At 56.5% G+C, this 20,717-nt stretch carries 20 protein-coding genes and 1 tRNA gene; 6 read left to right on the top strand and 15 right to left on the bottom strand.

All coding sequences use genetic code 11. The annotated features are described in order from the left end of the window. Position 1: 1 nt before the first annotated feature. Positions 2-556 (top strand): LemA family protein, encoded by a 555-nt coding sequence (locus tag QQL54_RS08590; protein WP_284389649.1) that lies wholly within the window; start codon positions 2-4, stop codon positions 554-556. Beyond that, on the top strand, positions 553-2,265 hold the full coding sequence (locus QQL54_RS08595) for a DUF2207 domain-containing protein (protein ID WP_284389651.1): 1,713 nt from the start codon (positions 553-555) through the stop codon (positions 2,263-2,265). Before QQL54_RS08590 ends, QQL54_RS08595 begins: the two co-directional genes overlap by 4 nt. Positions 2,266-2,268: 3 nt before the next feature. On the opposite strand, the gene QQL54_RS08600 is transcribed toward QQL54_RS08595, so the two are convergent. Continuing rightward, on the bottom strand, positions 2,269-2,652 hold the full coding sequence (locus QQL54_RS08600; RefSeq protein ID WP_284389653.1) for a hypothetical protein: 384 nt from the start codon (positions 2,650-2,652) through the stop codon (positions 2,269-2,271). A gap of 9 nt (positions 2,653-2,661) precedes the next feature. Further along, positions 2,662-3,987, bottom strand: coding sequence for a mechanosensitive ion channel family protein (locus QQL54_RS08605; RefSeq protein WP_284389655.1), 1,326 nt, complete (start codon positions 3,985-3,987; stop codon positions 2,662-2,664). Positions 3,988-4,106: 119 nt separating this feature from the next. On the opposite strand from QQL54_RS08605, the gene QQL54_RS08610 reads away from it, so the two are divergent. Beyond that, positions 4,107-4,445, top strand: coding sequence for a hypothetical protein (locus tag QQL54_RS08610; RefSeq protein ID WP_284389658.1), 339 nt, complete (start codon positions 4,107-4,109; stop codon positions 4,443-4,445). A 22-nt stretch (positions 4,446-4,467) separates the two neighbouring features. On the opposite strand, the gene QQL54_RS08615 is transcribed toward QQL54_RS08610, so the two are convergent. From QQL54_RS08615 to QQL54_RS08640, 6 genes are all read right to left on the bottom strand, one after another. Beyond that, positions 4,468-5,034, bottom strand: a complete 567-nt coding sequence (locus QQL54_RS08615) for a hypothetical protein (RefSeq protein WP_284389660.1) — start codon at positions 5,032-5,034, stop codon at positions 4,468-4,470. A gap of 1 nt (position 5,035) precedes the next feature. Further along, on the bottom strand, positions 5,036-7,492 hold the full coding sequence (gyrB, locus tag QQL54_RS08620; RefSeq protein WP_284389661.1) for a DNA topoisomerase (ATP-hydrolyzing) subunit B: 2,457 nt from the start codon (positions 7,490-7,492) through the stop codon (positions 5,036-5,038). A 310-nt stretch (positions 7,493-7,802) separates the two neighbouring features. Next, positions 7,803-9,065: an MFS transporter gene (locus QQL54_RS08625; RefSeq protein ID WP_284392473.1), complete on the bottom strand. Its 1,263-nt coding sequence runs from the start codon at positions 9,063-9,065 to the stop codon at positions 7,803-7,805. A gap of 13 nt (positions 9,066-9,078) precedes the next feature. Beyond that, the gene (locus tag QQL54_RS08630) at positions 9,079-10,011 is read right to left on the bottom strand and encodes a class I SAM-dependent methyltransferase (protein ID WP_284389663.1); all 933 of its coding nucleotides are present in this window, start codon (positions 10,009-10,011) and stop codon (positions 9,079-9,081) included. 18 nt (positions 10,012-10,029) lie between these two features. Further along, complete coding sequence (locus QQL54_RS08635; protein WP_284389665.1) at positions 10,030-11,004, bottom strand: complex I NDUFA9 subunit family protein; 975 nt, start codon at positions 11,002-11,004, stop codon at positions 10,030-10,032. Between the two features lie 114 nt (positions 11,005-11,118). Then, positions 11,119-12,729, bottom strand: a complete 1,611-nt coding sequence (locus tag QQL54_RS08640; protein WP_284389667.1) for a hypothetical protein — start codon at positions 12,727-12,729, stop codon at positions 11,119-11,121. Positions 12,730-12,964: 235 nt separating this feature from the next. Here QQL54_RS08640 and QQL54_RS08645 point away from each other — a divergent pair, with 235 nt between their 5' ends. Beyond that, a complete protein-coding gene (locus tag QQL54_RS08645) occupies positions 12,965-13,702 on the top strand; it encodes an NAD-dependent deacylase (protein WP_284389669.1) in 738 nt (245 codons plus the stop codon). Positions 13,703-13,707: 5 nt separating this feature from the next. Here the strand turns inward: QQL54_RS08645 and QQL54_RS08650 are convergent, their stop codons facing one another. Both QQL54_RS08650 and QQL54_RS08655 read right to left on the bottom strand, forming a co-directional pair. Further along, on the bottom strand, positions 13,708-14,487 hold the full coding sequence (locus tag QQL54_RS08650; RefSeq protein ID WP_284389672.1) for a hypothetical protein: 780 nt from the start codon (positions 14,485-14,487) through the stop codon (positions 13,708-13,710). Positions 14,488-14,599: 112 nt separating this feature from the next. Then, positions 14,600-15,301, bottom strand: a complete 702-nt coding sequence (locus QQL54_RS08655; protein WP_348520743.1) for an aspartate/glutamate racemase family protein — start codon at positions 15,299-15,301, stop codon at positions 14,600-14,602. 118 nt (positions 15,302-15,419) lie between these two features. Between QQL54_RS08655 and QQL54_RS08660 the strand changes: the two genes are divergently transcribed. Further along, positions 15,420-15,506 (top strand) — tRNA-Leu (locus tag QQL54_RS08660). Positions 15,507-15,638: 132 nt separating this feature from the next. After that, the gene (locus QQL54_RS08665; RefSeq protein ID WP_348520728.1) at positions 15,639-16,964 is read left to right on the top strand and encodes a DUF6538 domain-containing protein; all 1,326 of its coding nucleotides are present in this window, start codon (positions 15,639-15,641) and stop codon (positions 16,962-16,964) included. A 175-nt stretch (positions 16,965-17,139) separates the two neighbouring features. Here the strand turns inward: QQL54_RS08665 and QQL54_RS08670 are convergent, their stop codons facing one another. From QQL54_RS08670 to trbF, 5 genes are read right to left on the bottom strand one after another with little or no spacing between them, the layout of a single operon-like run. Then, positions 17,140-17,451 carry a DUF736 domain-containing protein gene (locus tag QQL54_RS08670; protein ID WP_284389679.1) on the bottom strand — a complete coding sequence of 104 codons (312 nt, stop codon included), beginning with the start codon at positions 17,449-17,451 and terminating at the stop codon, positions 17,140-17,142. A 36-nt stretch (positions 17,452-17,487) separates the two neighbouring features. Continuing rightward, positions 17,488-17,730 carry a DUF2274 domain-containing protein gene (locus tag QQL54_RS08675; protein ID WP_284389681.1) on the bottom strand — a complete coding sequence of 81 codons (243 nt, stop codon included), beginning with the start codon at positions 17,728-17,730 and terminating at the stop codon, positions 17,488-17,490. A gap of 3 nt (positions 17,731-17,733) precedes the next feature. Beyond that, a complete protein-coding gene (locus QQL54_RS08680) occupies positions 17,734-18,969 on the bottom strand; it encodes a TraB/TrbI/VirB10 family type IV secretion system protein (RefSeq protein WP_284389682.1) in 1,236 nt (411 codons plus the stop codon). Then, entirely contained in the window at positions 18,966-20,018 is a 1,053-nt protein-coding gene (gene trbG, locus QQL54_RS08685) for a P-type conjugative transfer protein TrbG (RefSeq protein WP_284389684.1), read from the bottom strand. The genes QQL54_RS08680 and trbG overlap by 4 nt, the downstream gene beginning before the upstream one ends. Continuing rightward, positions 20,015-20,716 (bottom strand): conjugal transfer protein TrbF, encoded by a 702-nt coding sequence (gene trbF, locus QQL54_RS08690; protein ID WP_284389685.1) that lies wholly within the window; start codon positions 20,714-20,716, stop codon positions 20,015-20,017. Before trbF ends, trbG begins: the two co-directional genes overlap by 4 nt. Position 20,717 lies beyond the last annotated feature (1 nt).

The raw sequence follows: 20,717 nt of genomic DNA on the forward strand, positions 1-20,717 counted from the left end.
CATGCTCTGGATCCCTTTAATTCTCCTCGCCGGTCTCGCTGGTGGGGTCATATTCCTATTCAACCGGCTTGTTGGTCTTCGACAAATGGCACGCAATGGCTGGTCGGATATTGATGTGCAGCTCAAACGCCGGTCCGATCTGATCCCGCGTGTTGTGGAAACAGTGAAAGGTTATGCCGCGCATGAGCGTACCCTGTTCAAAGACGTCATCGAGTCGCGTAATGCGGCCCTTAACGCCGGTGATGACGTCAATGCACGCGGGGCGGCGGAAGGCGCAGTTTCGCGCTGCACGACCAAGCTATTCGCCTTGGCCGAAGCCTATCCCGACCTGAAATCAAACGAAAACTTTCTCGATCTCCAGAATGAGTTGTCAGACACAGAAGACAAAATCGAAATGGCGCGGCGCTTCTATAACGGTGCCGTGCGCGAACTGAACACAGCGGTTGAGACGGTCCCGTCCAACCTCATCGCCGGGCCGTTCGGCTTTTCCCAACGCAACTATTTCGAAATCAGCGACGCGGATGCCGCGGCTCCGACGATTGAGTTCGACACATGAGATTTCTGTTTGGTCTCTGTCTTTCCCTGATCTGGGCGACGCTTTGCTTCGCCCAAGAACGGATCACCAATTATGATGTCGACATCCAAGTCGAGACCTCTGGCGATATTGTCATCACAGAAACCATCGACGTGGTCAGCGAAGGCGACCAGATCAGACGCGGTATTTTTCGCGAACTCCCTACGCGCTATACCTTCATGGGCGTCACGCAGGATTACGACTATGACCTCATCGACGTCACGCGCGACAGAGAGCCAGACGCGGTCACACGTTTGAGCCAAGGGAATGCGATCACTTGGCGGATCGGACGCGCGGAGGTGTTTCTTGATAATGGCCCGCATCAATATGTGATCCGTTACCGGGTCGGCGATGCTGTGTATCGCCATGACGATCGCGATGAACTTTATTGGAATGCAACGGGCACCTATTGGGACTTTCCGATCGAAAATGCGCGCACCACGGTGCGCTTTCCATCTGGCGCGGACGTCACCGATACTTACGCTTATACGGGTGGACGCAATAGCCGAGCGAGCGATGCCACCATCGATATTCGCGGCGACATGGTCACGTTCAAAACGTTGCAAGCCCTCCCCCGCAAAACTGGGATGACGATCTCAGCCTCCATCGCGCCGGGCGTGATCGCCCCGATGAGCGCGGCGCGTAAAGCTGAATTGAACTGGATTCGCTACGGAGCTATGATCATGCTCGGTGCAGGCGGTCTGGCGCTCCTGCTCTATTATTGGAGCATCTGGAACCGGATCGGCCGCGACCCGCAAAAGCCGCCTGTGTTCGCGCGCTACGCCCCGCCCGAGGGCTACAGCCCCGCCGCCGTTCACTACATTCATCACAAAGGTTTGAAGGGCATGGACGCGCTATCCGCGCTGCTCATGCAGCTCGGCGGACAAGGCATCCTCGACATCAAAGCCGACAAAAAGGTCACGACTATCTGGCAAAGGCAGAGCCCTGTAGAGGGGGCTGACGCGCAGACTCTGATCAGTGAGTTGATGAATGGCAGAAATGGCAAGCTCATTCTCGACGGCGAAACGGACACGAAATTCTATAAAGCCGTCAGCACGTTCCACAAAACACTCGCTAAGCGCTACGGCGCAAAATACCACAAATATAATATTGGCTGGGCCGCGCTCGGTATTGTCGCCTCGGTCGTACTGGCCGTTGTCGTACTCGCCGCCCCCGTGGCCAAATCAAACATGGTCGTGTTGGGATTGTTTGCCGCGATTGTTGGAATGAACGGCCTGTTCCTCTTCCTTTTACCAGCCCCGACTAAACGCGGTGCCGAAGTTAGCGCCGAAATAGATGGCTTTAAGCTCTATCTCGAAACCGCTGAGGAAGACCGTATCAACATGGCTGATCCAGTCTCAGGCCGTGCGCCGGCTATGACCGTCGAACTGTATGAGCGGTTCCTCCCTTACGCCATGGCGCTGGGGGTCGAGAAGCCTTGGACCAAACAGTTCGAAACTTCGCTGCCGCGTGAAGCGGCCGAATACCGCCCATCCTACGCAACCGGCAATGCGTTTCGGTCTGGCAAAGGCCCGGTCGATTTCTCCAAAACCATGACCAAAACCCTGACCGCAGGCGTCGCAGCCGCAGCACCCGTCAGCCAATCGAGCGGCAGCGGGTTTAGTTCTGGCTCAGGGGGCGGGGGATTTTCCGGTGGCGGTGGCGGCGGTGGTGGCGGTGGAGGGTGGTAACCCTCACCCAATCTCCGCCCGCTTTAATCGCCAACCCCAGAGACACAGCGTTAGGATCGCGACGTTGCCGGCGAAATCGAGCCACATGAGCGGCGTAAACATCTGGACGACGAACAGGAAGTAGTAGTTGAAGGCGAAGAACGGGATCGAGCCGACAAGGCCAAAAACGAGGAATGTCTTAGCCTTGAACTCGGACAATAGAATAACAGTGCCGCACAGCACAGCCTGCGGGCCGAAACAGCCCATTAGCAAGCGCGTCGTTGCGCTATTATGCTGAAATTCTGGCAGTAGAGCGAGCCGCTCGACCATAGCAGGCATCAGCAAACACCACCCACCAAGACCCAGAAAAACCAGCGCGAGTAACGTCTGAATTCGTCGTGCCGTCATGGCCCGCCCTTACTTTTTCGGAGCCGGAGCCTGATGGTTCACGCGCTGCGGGAACGGGATTTCGATATTATTCGCTTTGAGCGTGCGCCAAATGATAAAGCCAACATCGGACGTGAATTTATTCGGGCCGTCATCAATGCCGCGGCACCAAAATTCGACGCACATATTGATCGAACTATCACCGAAATTTCGGAATTCGACGCTGGGTTCATCTGGGTCGCCCAGCACATCTGGATGGGCCAACACGGCATCCCGAACAATAGGCACGAGCGCGTCCAGATCCGTGTCATAGCTGACCCCGAAATCTACTTCATAGCGTTGCAGCGGGCTATCATGCGTCCAGTTTTCGTAAGAGTTCTCAGTAAAGTCCGTATTGGGAACGATGATGTCTTTCCCGTCCGCCGTCGCGACTGTGGTAGAGCGCATATTGATCGATTTGATGCGGCCGAACACGTCGCCTTCCAACATCACGAAATCGCCGACTTTCACGGATCGGTCGAGCAGGATGATAAGGCCAGACACAAAATTTGCTGCGATTGGTTGCAAACCCAATCCCACGCCTAAAGACAAAGCTGAGAAAACGACAACAAGGCCAGAGGTCGGAATGCCGGCCGTATTGATGACCAAGAATGCGATCACAATAAACAGGATGATCTGGAACAGCTTGGCGAGAATTTCGCGCACACCGCTGTCGAGGCTTTCCTGCGCCCGGATCGCGCTTTGCCCGCGTTTATTGCCGACACTGCCGAGCCAGAAGAAGAGTGAGCCAAACACGGCAAGCTTAGCTAGGGTCATGGCCGTGATGGGATTGTCACCCATCGGAATGACGGTTGTCGCGTTAAGGAAGCTCGTGAATTCGTCCCAATAACCGAGCACAATAATCAGGGCGAGCGGCACCAGAATATAGACGGCCACTTTCCGGTAGAACGGATCGGCCAAGAAAACACGGATAGCCCGATAAACGAGGAAGACCGTCGCGAGACTTTGCGCAATCTTGACGAGCCAGTCTTCGCCAAACGCGCTGATGCTTCGTAGAGCTGTGGCGAACAGGGCGAGAATAGCGACCAAGAGAATGGCGCGGAGGAATTGGCCCGTCTGGTAGATGATGGAACGAGCCCTAAACAGGTTGGCGTCGGGCGTCGGGGCGGTGCGAAGGACCGGGATCAGGCGGCGTAGCAATCCCGCCAAAATTGGCGCGAGAATGATCGCGAGGCCGATGGCCGCCAACTGTGCCAGAAAGACTGGGCTTTGCAGCCAGAGCATGACCTGCTCGATCCAGCCTTGCGCCTGCGCGTTCAGTGCGTCGAAATCCATGAAACTGCGTCCTTCACTCATTTCGCGCCCCTATGGCGCGGGTGAAGATCGGACGCAAGACAGCCAATTGTTTGACATATTATCGCCAAACGGCAGGTAAATATATTCGAAGAGACAACCACCCAGAGGATCCCACAATTTTGACCCGCTTTTTGATCATCACCGCCCTTTTAGGGTTCGCGACGCCGTCCTTCGCGGGGGATATTACCCGAGCGGAACCGGGCGCGGATTTCGAATGGAAGAGTACGGAATGTATTCGGCCGTCTCGACCTTTCCTCACCAAGGGCGCGCCTCAGGCTCAAGAGAAGATGCAGGCCTACGCGCTGAAGGTCAGCTATTATATCGACTGCCTGAAACAAGAAGCGCAACGCGATTTCGACAGGGCGCAGATGGACATGCAAATCGCGGTTCAGTCAAAGCTGCAAAAGGAAGTCGATGCGCTCGAAGACGATGTCGAAGCCATGGCCCGAAGCCAGTAGTCAGACCCATTCGTCGATCCGACTATTTCGGCTTAACGTTCAACTGAAATGCCGCCCGAAAATCGCGCGCCGGGTCAGTATTGGTTGCCGGGCGAGCGAGCGCATAGAGCAACTGGTCATTGTCGAGGCTCAGCGTCCACACATTGGGCAGTGATGCGGTCAGACCATTCTCTTGGAAATTGGCTTTAGTGGCTGCATCGGCCGGAAAGTCCTGACGCGAGGCTGTACCGCCCTCTCGCGCCGCGCCGCCATATTGTGTCACCGCAGACGGGCTGCCGTCCGGTTCTACATGTTCGTGGCGGAAGATGAGATCGCCATCCATGCGGCTCAATACCCATGTTCGCGACGTGTCCTCACCCACAGCCAGTGGCAGGCGTATGGTGTCTGGTTCGCATGTGACCGGCCCCACGACTAAGTCTGACGCGCGCCAATCGGCATCGACCTCTTGTTCACTGATGACATTGCCAGACACGGTCTGCCCGCAGAGCGCCGTCATGTTTTCGAAAAACGTGTCGGAGGGCTTAGAGGATGATCCGGCACATCCCACCAAGATCGCGGCCAGAGGCAGGCTTGCAAGGACGCGCCGCACCTTAAGTATCGACCTCAGCGTCGAGCGCATTGGAGATAATGAAATCGCGGCGGGGCTCGACGACATCCCCCATCAATTTCGTGAACAAGTCATCGGACGCATCGGCCGCTTCGATCTTCACCTGCAGCAGCGAGCGCGCGTTGGAATCGAGTGTGGTTTCCCACAGTTGATCCGGGTTCATCTCGCCCAGACCCTTGTAGCGCTGGATCTTGAAACCCTTGCGCCCAATCGCAAAAATGGTCTCCAGCAGCTGCGCGGGGCCGAAAATAGAGACCGCATCTGCTTCGCCGCGGCGGAAATAAGCGGTCCCGTCAAAGGTTTCGCGCAAAGCATCCGACATGCGGTGCAAGCGGCGCGCGTCCGAGCTACCCCTGAATCCCGGGCGCAATGCATAGCGTTCCATGACGCCGCGCACTTCACGCTCTACCACGAGCGCACCGTCATCATCATAGCGCGCAGACCAACCGTCTTCGCCTTCATCCGCGATGCGGTCGAGCCGGGCAGATGTTGCCGCGAGTAAGCTTTCATCCTCGTCCGGGGCCAGCACGCCGCTGATTGCCAATTGCGAAATGATATTGTCTGGGGCGCGATGTTTCAACCGATCGATCAGCGATTGCGCCTGCAGTGCCTCTTTGGCGACACGTTTTAAATCTTCGCCCGTAATGACAGCGCCTGAGCCGAGCTCCAGAGATGCATCTTTCGAACCGGCCTCGATCAAATAATCGTCTAATTCGCCTTGGTCTTTAATGTACTGAACCGACTTACCACGCTCAACTTTGTAGAGCGGTGGTTGCGCGATGTAGAGATAGCCGCGCTCAATCAGCTCCGGCATTTGCCGATAGAAGAAGGTCAACAGCAGCGTCCGAATATGCGCGCCGTCAACGTCAGCATCGGTCATGATGACGATCTTATGATAGCGCGCCTTGTCGGCGTCGAAATCCTCGCGCCCGATGCCTGTGCCGAGCGCCGTAATCATGGTACCGATTTCTTGGCTGCCGAGCATCCGGTCAAACCGCGCGCGTTCCACATTCAAGATCTTACCCTTTAGCGGCAGGATGGCTTGGTTTTGGCGGTCGCGCGCCTGTTTGGCGGATCCCCCCGCAGAGTCGCCCTCCACGATGAAGATTTCGGACAGCGCCGGATCACGCTCCTGACAATCAGCCAGTTTGCCAGGCAGGCTGGCAATATCGAGCGCTGATTTCCGCCGGGTCAGATCACGCGCTTTACGCGCCGCTTCACGGGCGGCGGCGGCTTCGACGATCTTCAGAACGATTTTCTTCGCATCCGTCGGATTTTCTTCAAACCAATCGCTGAGTGCTTCGCCCATTGCGCTTTCGACGACAGGCCGAACCTCGGAACTGACCAACTTATCTTTAGTCTGGGATGAGAATTTTGGATCCGGAACTTTGACGGACAAGACACAGGTCAGGCCTTCGCGCGCATCGTCGCCACTGATCGCGACTTTCTCTTTCTTGGCGATGCCAGAGGACGCCGCATATTTATTGATCGTTCGGGTCAGCGCGCCGCGGAAACCCGCAACGTGGGTCCCGCCGTCGCGCTGTGGGATATTGTTAGTAAACGCGCGGACATTCTCGTGATAGCTATCATTCCACCACAGCGCGGCCTCAACCGTGATGCCGTCCGCTTCCTTGACAACCACAATCGGCGTCTCGAGGACGGCGGCCTTATTCGCGTCGAGATGACGTACAAAGGCTTCGATCCCGCCCTCATAATAAAGTTGCGTCACGACAGGCTCTTCAGGGCGTTCATCCGTCAGCGTGATGTTCACGCCGGAATTCAGAAAGGCCAGTTCGCGCAAACGACGCTCCAGCGTGTCGCGGTCAAATTCCGTCATCGTGAACGTCTCTTCAGACGGCATGAAGCGGACTTCAGTCCCGGTTAGGACTTTGCTTGATCCATCGCGGCGCGTTTCCGTGGGCGCGTCACCAACAATCTTGAGCGGCGCGACCGCATCGCCGTGACTGAATTCCATTTCGTGGACTTTGCCGTCCCGCCAAACCCGAAGCCGGAGCCAGACCGACAGCGCGTTCACAACCGACACGCCCACGCCGTGAAGACCACCGGAGACCTTGTAGCTATTCTGATCGAATTTCCCGCCAGCATGCAGCTGGGTCATGATGACTTCGGCGGCGGAGACGCCTTCTTCGCCGTGGATCGCGACGGGGATGCCACGGCCATTATCGCGGACGGAAACACTACCGTCTGGATGCAGGGTGACTTCAACCTTGTCGGCATGACCGGCCAAGCTTTCGTCGATCGAATTATCGACGACTTCATAGACCATGTGATGCAAGCCGGAGCCGTCATCCGTGTCACCAATATACATGCCCGGACGCTTACGAACGGCATCCAGCCCCTTCAGGACTTTGATACTATCAGCGCCATATTCTTCGGGTAAGGCGGCGGGATCGGGGATCGGTTGCGCAGGGTCGGCCATAATGCTCGAATCAATCGTTTCGGATGCAAAATATATAGGTGGGAATAGGCAAAAATGCACGGAAATTACAGGGGTTAAGGCGACGGGCCAATCTCTGCCTGAGCGGCCTGTACCACACCCACAGTTTACGGTGCCAGATTTGAAAAACCCCGCGCTCGAGCTGACTGCGGGACTCCCTTCCCGAAATTGGGGTCCCGGAAAGAACGGGTATGCCCCGTGACCGAATGGATGGATGACTAGGGTCGCCCGCGACGCGGTGCACGTGACAAAGCCTGTTAAGTCAGGATTTGATTGGCAGGGCTATACCGACCTATTTCGGTTTTGTTTCACGTGAAACATCGGCCCCATCTGGGCGGCCATCCAAAGTCTTGATGCGCGCCAGACCGGGAAAGGCTTTACCGACCAGGCCCGCCACGAAAATAGCGGCCAGTCCACCCGCAGTCACGGTGAAGACCGCGCCCCAAATGGCAGCCATCAACCCAGCGCGAAATTCGCCTAATTCATTGGACGCGCCAAGGAAAATTCCGTTCACGGCGTTGACCCGGCCGCGGACTTCGTCCGGCGTCCAGAGCTGCAGAATAATCTCGCGAATATAGACGCTGACCATGTCAAACGCGCCGACGAGCATTAAAGCGGCAATGGACAACCAAGCCAGGCGCGAGGCACCGAATATCGCCGTCGATAGCCCAAACAGCGCAACTGTGGCGAGCAGGATGACCCCAGCATGATTGCGGACCGGGAACCGGGTGAGGAGTAATAGCATAATCACGGCCCCAATACCGGGGGAGGCCCGGAGCAAGCCCAGCCCCTGCGGCCCCAGCTCTAGAATGTCCCGCGCATAAATCGGCATCAACGCCACAGCCCCGCCGAGCAGGACGGCAAACAGATCAAGGCTGATCGCCCCGAGCACGACCTTTTCACGCCAGACATAGGAAAACCCACCGAGCAGAACGGAAAGCGATGTGGGTTCAGTCTCGATACGCTGCGGTGGTTTCGGGATTGAGAAGATCAAAAACCCGGCCACGAGGAGCAGAGCGATCGCCGATCCATAAGCCGTCGAGGCCGATATGCCGTACAGTAAGCCGCCCGCTGCAGGCCCCGCAATATGTGCGAGCTGCCAGCTGCCCGTATTCCAACTCACCGCATTCGGGAAATCCTCGCGCGGAACAAGGTTCACGGCCAAGCTACTGGCGGCAGGCGTATAAAAAGCGCGGCATATCCCGAATATTGTCAGCGTCCCCAACACCCATAGGGGATCGAAGTTGCGCGTGATCGCCAACATCAGGATCACAGCCGCACAGAGCATTTCCAGCCAGATGGCGCTGCCCATGATAAAGCGTCGGCCGATCCGGTCTGAGGCAAGACCCGCCGGGATCACGAGGATGACTGCTGGCAGGAATTGCACCAGCCCGATCAGACCAAGCAGCAGCGCATTGCCCGTTTCATCATAGACCTGCCAGCCAATCGCGGTGGACAGGATTTGCACGGCTGTTGACGAAAAAAAACGCGCGCTAAAATAGCGCGCGTAGGAACTATGCCGGAAGGCTGCGAACTGGTCTTCCGGCTGGGAAATGGTCGGGACCTATCTAAGGCTTGCGGAACATCAGGGTCATCCGGTTGGACTCGCCAATAGCTTCCATCTCAGCGCGTAATTCTGCGTTCTCGGCCGATGTACCGAGACGCGGCGGAAGGCGCCAAACAATGTCATCCACCGTTGGATTATCGAGCGGATTAGCATTCACATCACTTGCACCAACAAACTCAAACCCGGCAGCTTCGAACGCCGCAACGACATCAGGCTTGCGTAGATAACCAGCGCTGCCGTCGGCCCAAGCCGCATCGGCATCATCTGCCGCCGCATGTTGGACCACGCCAACCACGCCACCCGATTTCAGGCTACCATGAACCTGAGCGATCGCGTCGCTCATATAATTGCCTGTCGCATCGAAGCGGGACATATTGTGCAAAGCCCGGATAAAAAGGAAGGCATCAAGCGAGCCGTCTTGGGGCAAAGTGCCGAACGTATAAGCTGAAATATCGGCCTGTGTATCCGTCCAGCCGCGCGCGTCCGCAATCCATGTATCTGGCCATGTCTGTTTGGATTCGAGGAACTCTGGGGACGCGAAATCAAATTCGCCCCACATTGGGATTGAATAATCAACACCGACTAAGCGACCCTCATCACCCAGATAGGGCAGCAGGATTTTGGAATACCAACCGCCGCCGGGAAGAGCTTCACCAACAGCCATGCCGGGTGTAATACCGAAAAACTCAAGCGTTTCCATAGGATTGCGGGCATCATAACGCGCCTTGGCGGCATCATCTTGCGCATCAAGCGCTGCCTGCAGCTTCACTGCATCAAAGCTCATGACGGGTTCAGCCATGACCTCTGGCGCGGTTTCAACAGGCGCGTCCGTCATAACGGTGTCAGTTGCGTCAACAGTCGCGTCGGGGGCCGGTTGGGAACAGGCCGCAAGGGTCGCGACAGAGGCCGCTAAGATAAGTGTACGCAGTGTCATGGGAAACTCCTTCTAGGATTACCGGTAGGCTTTGGGGGATCGCATGTCGTGAAACTGGCCATATTTTCTGAACCGTTCGAGATAGTCCGGAACGATCGCTTCAATCGTATCCGGCGTGATCCCTAGTGCTTCAAAGCCCGGGTGATCGCCTGATGCGATATTATCCACTTTCAGATCTTCGACCTGATTACGAGTCAAAAACGGCTCAACAAATGGCAAAGCACCGCTCACTTCTCCTGCAAAACCCATCGGGCCAGCGGCGAACCACGGCACAGGGACAAGAAAGCGACGGCGGTCAATTGTATCCAGAACAAAGCGCATCAGCTCTGCAAAACTGTAAGTTTGCGGCCCGGCCAATTCATAGGTTTCACCCATGGCACCGCGTTGAATGACGGCGGCCACAGCGTCGGCGACATCGCCGACAAAAACAGGCTGAAAGCGGGTCTCGCCGCCGCCAATCAAAGGCAGAGCGGGTGATTTCAAGGCCAGAGAGGCGAAGCGTGTAAAGAAGCTATCGCCCTCACCAAAAATAATGGAGGGACGCAAAATCGTCGCGGTCGGCACATGCGCGCGAATGCGGACTTCACCTTCAGCCTTCGTCCGCGAATAGTCGGATTTCGCCGCCGAGTTCGCCCCGATGGCCGAAATATGCGCCAAATTTGTGATGCCCCGCGCCGCGCAGGCTTTTGCAATCGTGTCGGCCCCATTAACGTGCAGAGCGTCGAAGGTTTGGCGTCCAGACTCATGCAGCAGGGCGACCAAATTAACGCAGGCATCAGCCCCATCTAGCGCAGCCTCTACCGATCTTGGAAAACGCAAATTAGCTTGCACCAACTGGACTTGGCCGACCATGCCAAAGACGCGCAGATCCTGACCCAAATGTGGACGCCGCATCGGCACACGGACGCGCCAGCCGTCGCGCACCAGCGCGCGAACCACCTGCCGACCAACAAAGCCGGAGCCGCCAAAGACCGTGACTAGACCATTATGCATTCTGTGCCTGCCAAAAAAAGAATAGCGCGCCCCGATAACCGAGGCGCGCCTGTCTGTCTATAAATGAGGCCGACCCTTACCTTAGAATCGACGGACTAACACGGAAACGTGACGTTAGCCTTCACCATCATCGAATTCGCAATTTTGACCATAATTGGTCTTGAACCAATCTAGACGCGCTTTGAAATTACCAAGCTGACGATCCTTGAAGTCCTTCACGCTCTCCGTCGATTTCTGATAATAATCGCACGCATAAAGCTCATAGCCACTCTTAGCGTAGATCACAGCGAGGTTCATGCCATTGAAGGGCTCGAACCCATCCATATAGCGCTGATCAATCATACGCGCAGCGTCCAAGGCCGCATCAGTCGCAGGCATATCGCTATTACCGTAGAATGTTGTGACTTGCCGCACTGCGAACAGATCTGTTGGATCACGTTGTAGAAGTTGCTCGTAGCGGTTCAGAGCCACCTTCATATCGTCATTCATAGGCAGAGGCTTATATTCTTCATCTTCCAGAGCCTCAAAATGCGGACCCGATACGCTGGCAAAACGGGCTCCGGCCGCGGCATGCATCAGATATGGATCTGAGGGCGACGCAGCCAAAGCGGCTTCGCTCCGGGCAACAGCATCTTCATAAGATTCTTGATGAATATCGTAAGAGACAAACCCCATTGTTATCCGCGGATTAGATGGATCCTTCTTATAGGCTTTGTTGAGGTCTTTAAGGAAGTTTCGCGCCGTTTTATCGTTCAAGAACGCTAAACGAGCTGGAATTTGCGCCGCTTTTAAATCCTCTTCGCTCATCGCCGCGACTTTCATGTCAGACGTCATGATCTCGGGACCGGGAATGTATTGATTGACCACGAAATCGTCGTTGCGGAAATAATTCGCAGCTTCTTTGTGAAAATCCTCGACGCTCACAGCAAATGCCTGCTCAAATGCGTCTAGGGGATCAATTCCGGGCGTATCAATCAGCTTCAGATACTCCGTCAATTTGCTGTTATATTTCGGCTGAGACCGCATGTAATGAACATAAAGCCAAGCTTGCGCGTAGAAGACTGTAGGGCCGCCCTTTCGCATTTCCCGACGTTTATAGTTTGGATAGAAAGCGATCGCTTTCAAAACAGTTTCCGGATCGAGCCAATCAAGGCGGTATTTAACGACAGACTTTACATGCCCAACGGATGGGTCGCCGACCGCAACAGTATCGTCTGTTATGGACATGGTCGCTAGATAGTTGGCAAACCCCTCATCATACCAGCGCGGGAACCCTTCTCTGACAAAGGAATGGAGAACATGGTGTGTATATTCGTGAAAGCCGACCTGTTCGGAAAATCCATCTTCCATGTAGCTATTATTGACTGACGTCAGGAAGATTGGTCCATCAACACCATTCGTGTAAACACCCGCAATACCACGATTTCCCGTGAACTTTTGCAATTCTCTCGTGTCTCTAAAACCGTAAATCGTCAGTTTTTGAGTGTCGGCAGGAGGATTAGAGACGCCGGACAAGGCATAGATCATCTTGCGGTAAGTTTCCCACTTCTGGACCCGCTCCTTAGCCAGAACCGGATCGACATCACCGAAGAATACGATATTTTCCGATTCAATTTTGAGAGGTTTGGCCCAAGCGGGCGCCGCACCAAAAGCGGTCATGGCGATGACGCTGGCGACGATACCACCCGCACAGTTTGCGAGCTTAGATTTAAATGTCTTGGTCATGATGTCCTTTCCGCTAACCAATCGGAATTGAAAGATTGACGCCGTTTCGGTCGTTTGACCGTCTTTAACCGGCAGCACACACTGAAAAAGTAGCGTTCCGGGTAAAGTTTGCGACGTGTTACCATCAACTTCAAGTCGCTGTAACCATGCCTGATCCGATCTTTCAACTGACTCGGGCAGACTATGGGCGCGTAACTCCGTCGCATTGGGACGTTTCGGATGTTAGGATTCGGCCATGACCGTTCAATCGCCCATCATTTTTGTTCTGAGTGGCGCGGGGATCAGCGCAGAGTCTGGTATCAAAACATTTCGCGACAATGACGGATTGTGGGAAACACATCGCGTCGAGGATGTGGCCACGCCCGACGCTTTCGCCCGCGATCCGGTCTTGGTGCACCGCTTCTATAATCTGCGCCGCGCCGCCTTATCGGACGTGAAGCCCAATCCTGCTCACCGGGCCTTAGCGCGCCTGCAATCAAGCTTGCGAGAGCGGGGCGGCGACCTAGTTATTGTTACACAAAATGTTGACGATCTGCATGAGCGCGGCGGCGCGCGGGACGTCATTCATATGCATGGAGAACTTAAACGCGCGCTATGTTCAGCTTGCAATTTTCGTTGGGACTGTGAGGGGGATTTAAGTATCGAGAGCCTTTGCCCGGCCTGCACGACAGTCAGTCGGGCACGTCCAGACATCGTCTGGTTCGGCGAAATACCGTATCAAATGGACAGGATCGAAGCAGAGCTCGCCCGGGCTGATCAGTTCGTTTCCATCGGGACATCTGGCGCTGTCTATCCAGCCGCGGGGTTTGTTCAAATGGCGCGGTCTATGGGAACACCGACACTGGAGTTGAATATGGAACCGTCATTGGGCTCAACATATTTTGATACGGCGAGACATGGTCCGGCCGGAACAATCGTGCCCATTTGGGCAGAAGAAAAACTCGGCGCCTTGAATAAGGCGCCGAGCGAATAGTCGGACTAGAAGCGGAAGCTACCGCGCAGTGTGATCGGCACAGACAGCTTAGAACCGTCATCCGTGAAACCCGCTGCACTAGCGACGGCCGTACGGTCCTGTGACCCTGTCCAACGAACGCCGGATTCAAGGGCCAGAGAGCCTGTCGGTGAAATTGGCATTTCGAGACCAGCCGTACCGCTGGCTGTTGCAACCCAGCCCGCTTCATTCAGCGGACCCGTTAAGCCACCTGTAACCGCGATATCATCGATATAGGCCGCACCAAGTGTACCGCCGAGATAAGGCCGCATGCGACCCTGAATCTGTGGTGCCATATATTGGCGAAGGCCTAATTCTGCACCATAGCTCTTAAAGTCAGAGAAGGTCGCATTCACAGCGCCGCCATTATTGCCGACCAGCACGGGGCCATCGGCTTCAGCTTCCTTATAGAAACCTTTTGCGGAGAATGTCGTGTTTGGACGGACGTCCCGGGCCAAACCAGCTGAGAGGCGATAGCCTGCTTTATAGACATCCTTATAAGCCACATCATTTGTGGTGACCCCGCCGATAACGTTGCCGCCTTCGATGATGTCGCCATCGATAAACTGTTCGCGAGACGCTTCAAATTCCAAGCGTGTAGCGCCGATATGCTGTTGATGACGGCGATAAGGCGCGTAGCTTGTGCTGTGACTTTGATAAGTCGGATACGCGGTGTGAGATCCGTAACTGGACCCTTGTTGATAAGCGCAACCGGACCCGGCCACTGCAAGTGCGCCGACGGCGCAGAAGAGTAAGGAATGTTTCATATAAGCCCCCAGCAGGAATTTGCCTGAACAGGGCTTTGCAACTCGCGTGCCAGATTTGTTAACGCGGGTTAAGCTTCTGTCCAGACAAGGGAGTCATCTCTATGATTTTGGCCTATGTCTCTGGCGACTCCAGAGCGACATTCAGCGCCGCTTCGCAATGAATTTGCGTCGTATCGAATACAGGTAGAGGACTATTGTCAGGGCTTAGCAAAAGACCGACTTCGGTACAGCCGAGGATCAGACAATCCGCCCCCATTTGCTTTAGCCGCTCCGCGATCGCGATGAAACCATCGCGACTTTCTGCCCGCACATCATGACGGCACAGCTCTTCATAGATGATCGCGTGAATATGCGCACGGTCCGTGTATTCCGGCACAATAGGCTGCAGACCCTCCCCGCGCAACCGGTCGAGATAGAAACGGTCCTCCATCGTAAATTGTGTTCCGATCAAGCCGGGGTGAGAAAACCCGCCCGCCAAAATTCGCTCTGCCGTCGCGTCAGCGATATGAACCAATGGGATAGTCACGTCCCGCATCATGCGCGGTACGACCTTGTGCATGGTGTTCGTCGCCAAAACTAATAGCTCCGCGCCGCCGCGCTCTAGCTCTTCAGCGCGCGTTGCGAGCATTTCGCCCAGCGCGCCCCAAGCACTCTCATTCTGCAAATGCGCGACCGTGCCAAAATCAACTGACCGGATCAGTAGGCGCGGACTGTGCAAACCGCCCAATCGCTCCGCCGTCAGACGACACAAAAGCTCATAATATTGCAGGGTCGAAGCTGTACTCATTCCGCCCAATACACCGATAGTTTTCATGGCGGGGCTTTTGGCTTGAAACTCTGTCATGGTCCGCCCCTATCACTGCGGTTCACGCACACAAAGAGATTGACGCGCCGGGCCCATCTCCGTAAATCGCGCGACTTGCCGATAACGTGCCCAGATGGCGGAATTGGTAGACGCGCCAGCTTCAGGTGCTGGTGTCCGAATGGACGTGGAGGTTCGAGTCCTCTTCTGGGCACCATTTTCCGGCTTCACGATCCGGGCATGTTGTTGAAATCACTAGAGATTTCCTCATCGAAACTCTTTCAAACTCTGATTTCCTCGACTGATGTGCCACACCACGTGCTACATTGTGTGCTACATTATGCCTGTCATGAAGAGGCTAAACCAATACCTCAAATGTCGCGGAGGGTATTGGAACTACCATAGACGCGTCCCGAAAGCTTTTCAAAGTCTCGACCCTAGAGGCACGATTAGAAGTGCTCTCGGAACCACCTCCCTGGAGATTGCCCGCGCTCGACGCGATGCCCTCGCCATTGCAGATGAAAAGCTCTGGAACGCCTTGCGGGCTGGAAAGCCAACTGCCTTGGACGCTTACGAAACGGCTCGCACCCGTGCGGTTGCACAGGGGTTCGTCTACGTTCCTGCCAATGAAATCGCCGTAGAGGCTACGCTCGATGAAATTCTCGCGCGTCTGGACAAAATCAATGTCGGTTCTCCAATTGCCACAGCAGAAGCGGATGCCGCCCTAGGGCTCGTCGAGCCCAGTGCTGCCCCAATATCCGAGGCCTTCACGATCTATTGCGAGAAAATATGCGCCGTCGATCTGAAGAACAAATCTGCGGCGCAAGTGAAAAACTGGACCAAGGTCAAACGGCGGGCAGTGAACAACTTCATCGCTCTCTGCGGCGACCTTCCAATGAACGCCATTACGCGGAGCCACGCCCGGCAAGTCTATGATTGGTGGAGCGGCCGCGTGAATCCAACGGACGGCACCAAGCCGCTCCATGCCAACTCGGCCAACAAGGACTTCACGAACCTTCGGACGCTTTACGAGCGTTACTGGGCCTACCAAGGCGATGAGGAGCGCGAGAACCCTTTCCGCAATCTTCGCTTTAAGAATGTCGTCTACAAGGACATTCCACCGTTCGAGACGGATTGGATTCAGTCAAAGATACTCGTTTCGGGCGTCTTCGACGGTTTGAATGTTGAGGCCCGATGCATCGTATACGCTCTTATCGAGACTGGATGCCGTCCGAGCGAGATTGCGAACCTACGGCCGGAGCATATCATTCTCGACCACGATATTCCTCATCTGCAAATCCGTCCGCAAGCAAAACGCGAGCTCAAATCCAAATCGGCAAACCGGGACGTTCCGTTGCTCGGGGTCTCGCTGAAGGCTATGCGACGCTGTCCCAAGGGGTTCCCGCGCTATCGCGAGAAAAGCGACTCACTGTCAGCGACCTTATCGAAGGCTTTCAAGACGCGGGGACTGTTCCCGACAGCGGATCACCGCATCTACTCGCTGCGCCACTCTTTTGAGAAGCGTATGCTGGAAGCGGAATTGGACTATGGCTTGAGGTGCAAACTGATCGGCCATTATAACAATCGTCCCGACTACGGAGACGGCGGGTCGCTGGCTTTTCGTCGGGACCAGCTATCCCGTATTGTGCTCAACGATGCTCACCTGAAGATCTGACGATGGCGGTCCAGCCTGGACCGCCGACTTTGTCGAAGCTTCAACTCTCGTTCGAGACGGTCGAAGATCGGCCAAGCCGCTTCGCTATGGGTCTCGATGATCCATGTCAGCTTTCCCAAGCCTTCCAGGATCTTCGCCGTTTCGTCGGATGGAGCGTTGCGCATTCGGGGTTCAGTTAGTGGGATTTTGGCCGCGACCAAACGAGGTCCGCTTTTCCGTCGGCTTCGAACATCGCCGCCCAGACGGGCGCGGCGAAGCTGGGATCGTCAAGGAAGACCTTGAGGTAGGGTTGGCCCTCCTCGCCTTTCGCGACGGCCTTGCGCGCAAAGCCGAGATCGCATTGCCCGGTCTTCACAAAGTAGTCGGGACTATCGTCGTGCTTCTTGTTGGTGTTCAGAACGAGCCTCACCTTACGGGCCATGGTGAGTGTGGAGATCGTGCCTTCGTAGCCGTCATCCTTGATGCGGAACTGTCCTATGGTGGCCATGATGCATCCTTTCAGGTGGGTTGTGGTCGATGGAGATCAGTCGGTGTTGGAGAGCGTCTTGCGTGCTTTCTTGAAGCCTGAGTCGGACGCCAGAAAGCTAGCGAGCATGGACGGGACGAGCGTGGCGGCCGCCACCTCTTCGCCGTAGCTCTGCGCATAGAGCCGGGCATAGTCTTCGAGCATTCGGTACGTCTCCGGCTCGACATGGATAGTCATCTTGACCGGCGTGAGGTCCGGCAACTTCGCAATGCGCAGAGTGGGAGTTTGGGTGTCGGACATGAGTCAGCCTCCTTGGGCGTAGGGTGAGAGGATAAGGTCGCGATTGACGATGACGCGCAACCGCCAGCCTGGGCGGACGCGCAAGGTCGGCTGGCGCTGAAGCGCGCGGGTCACGACGCGCTGGCCTGCCTGGTTGATCGTGTCTTGTCCGCCATCTCGCAGGGCTTCGACGATCCGGTCCTCTTCGTCCGAGCCGATCTCAGACGCGATGGACAGAATGGACGACAGGATGGCGGCGCCGAACAGGCTGCCCCGGTGCCGATCGACGCGGTCGCGCAAGCCCGAATGTCCGGACAGGTCCACGCCGGGCAGGCTCTCGATGACGAGTGACGAGCCGTCCGGACGGATGATCCGGGTCCAGACGACCAGTGCGCGGGACTGCCCCGCCTCGATATCGCTCTCATAGCGGCCGAGCAGGCGCGAGCCTTGCGGGATCAGAAGATGCTGACCGGTCGGCGTGTCGAACACGTTTTCTGTGACCTGCCCGATAACCTGCCCCGGCAGGTCGGAGTTTAAAGCTGTGACGAGGCTCGCCGGAATGACCGTGCCAGCCATGACCTGATAGGGCGACATTGGCATGTGAAGGCTGTGCGGATTGTAGATGTCGGCATCTGACAGGCCGCTCTCATCATTAGAAACCGAACCAGGGTTGTCTTCGAGGGCATCCTCGCCGATTTGCAAGACGCCATCGTTACCGAACAGCGCTGCCAAGGCTGCGACACCCGGATCGACAATTTGTGGATCGACCTCAGCGTTATTGGGCTGAACACGATCTCCGCCGCTATCATGCGCGATGAAGAAGAGTTCGGAGGTGCGTGGCGACGACACACTAGCCGTCGACGTCTGACCAGGCGACACGCTGTAGCTTGGCGGCGGCGCATAGTCGTAGGATGACGGCTGGTAGCGGAACGGATTGTCCGGCGGCTCCTCGCGGGGCGCATTGTAAAACCCCGAACCGATATCGCCTGGCATTGGCGGCCCCAAAATTGACACAGGTTGTTTAACATCGGCGTAGCTGTCTGGGAGTTCATTCAAGCTGTCCGGAAGGACTTTGCTGGTCGTGTTATAGAGCTCGCGCGGCGCAACTGTATCGCTCTCCGGCGAGCGTAAAGCGAACCCGGCGGCGAGCATCAGCACAAGCGCCGATCCGCCCAGCAAACCCATGAGCACACGTCTGTTAAACCGCTTGACCGACGGCGGCGCGCCGCGGATCTGCAAGTCTTGGTTCGTGCCGCTCATGACGCGACCCGGTCGATACGGACCACCTGTTGATCCTTTTCGCCGAGACGGAGCTCGGCGCGACCGAACAGTCGGTCGACGACATAGTAGCGCCCTTTGACCCGATAGTTCACGAGCTGGCTGTCGCCATCCGTGCCGACGACAAAGAGTGGCGGCGCTTCACCTTGGTCTAGCCGCGCCGGAAACTGGATGTAGACCTTGTAGCCGTCATCGAAGGCCCGAAGCGGTCGCCAGTGGGGATCGTCGCCCTCGATCGCGTATCGGAAGTTGAGAGCATCGACGGCGAGTACGGTCGGGAACGCCGCATTGGCATCGGTCAATACAGGTTGCGTCTCGGTCATCGAGAGAGTCGACTGGATGGGTCGCGGCCGCGCTCTCCGCTCTTTGGACAGGCTGATCAGGGACTGCTGCGGATAGCGCCAGGACACGGCGGCCATGTAGGTCTCGCGGTATGATGTCAGCTCGATATGATAGGCTCGCTGGGATGTGGTGATGACGAGGTTGGTCGTGAGGCCGCTCTCGATCGGTTTGACCAGGATGTGGACCTGCTCGGCTAAGCCTTCGCCCGAAAGCGTATCGCCAAGGATCCAACGCTCTGTGTCGCCGGAAGAAACGGAGATGAGCCGTTCTCCGGGTTGCAAAGCGATGTCCGTCACCTGCTCTGGGGCTGTGTAGACTTGATAGAGCGCGCCCTTGGCAAACGGGTAGACTTGGATTGCATTGACGTAAGCTCCGGACTTCGGGCCAACGGTCGACTTCGCATGGGCTGCATCGATTATGTCATGCGGCTTCTTGTGAGATTCCGTGGAAGTCACACCCTGTATCTCTCGCGGCTTCAACTGGCCCGGCATGGGGATCGGCGTGAACCGTTCTACTTCGACGGTTCGCGTGACGGTCTCGACCTCATCGTCGGACGCAATGACCGCTTGCACGAGCGGCGTATCGTCCAACTTGAAATCATCTGGCGCGTTGTTGAAGTGTGTTCCGAGTGTCGAGCAACCGCTTAAAACGATAACGGATGTGGTCAGGGCAAAGGTTGCGGCTTTCATGGCGCGTCTCCTGTTTTGATGCGGTCTTGCGACCAGTGGATGGCATGGACGTAAACACCGAGCGGGTTGCGCTGGAGCGTGGCCTCGTCGCGCGGCGGATCAGTGACGATGGTGAGATGGGCGGTGTGGTTGGAAACCGACTGCTTCACACCCGAGCGGAACTCGGTCTCCTGCCAGCGAACTTCGAAAGTCGCGTCTGACGACCGAACCACGCTCTGCACATCGACCGCGACAGACCGGACACCGACTTCTGCGAAAGGGTCATTGGTCGTTGCGTAATCCGAGAGCGTCGCAGCGGCTTGGCTGGTTGCGAAGTCATATGCGTAAAGCCAGTTCTGGCGAACGACGACCGGGTCGGTCGAGACCCCGCGAACGTGGCGGATAAATTCTGCGAGCTGAAACGTGATCTGCGCGTCGCTCGGTACGAAGTCTTTCACGGTCGGCGTAACGCCGCGCACCTCGCCCGTTGTGTCAATTTCGACAACGTAAGGCGTGACCAGACTTTGCGTGGCCTGCCAGAGCAGACCTCCAGCCAGCACGACTGACAGTCCGATCGACATGAGCGTGGCGAGCCGCCAGTTCTTGGCTTGCACGCGTGCCGATCCAAGGCGTTCGTCCCAGACCTGGGCTGCCTTTTGGTAAGGCGTCGTCGGCTCGGGTGTTCGCCCGTAGGCGGATTGGGATCTCTTCCAGACCATG

It is taken from the genome of Algimonas ampicilliniresistens (assembly GCF_030159955.1).
Classification (GTDB): domain Bacteria; phylum Pseudomonadota; class Alphaproteobacteria; order Caulobacterales; family Maricaulaceae; genus Litorimonas; species Litorimonas ampicilliniresistens.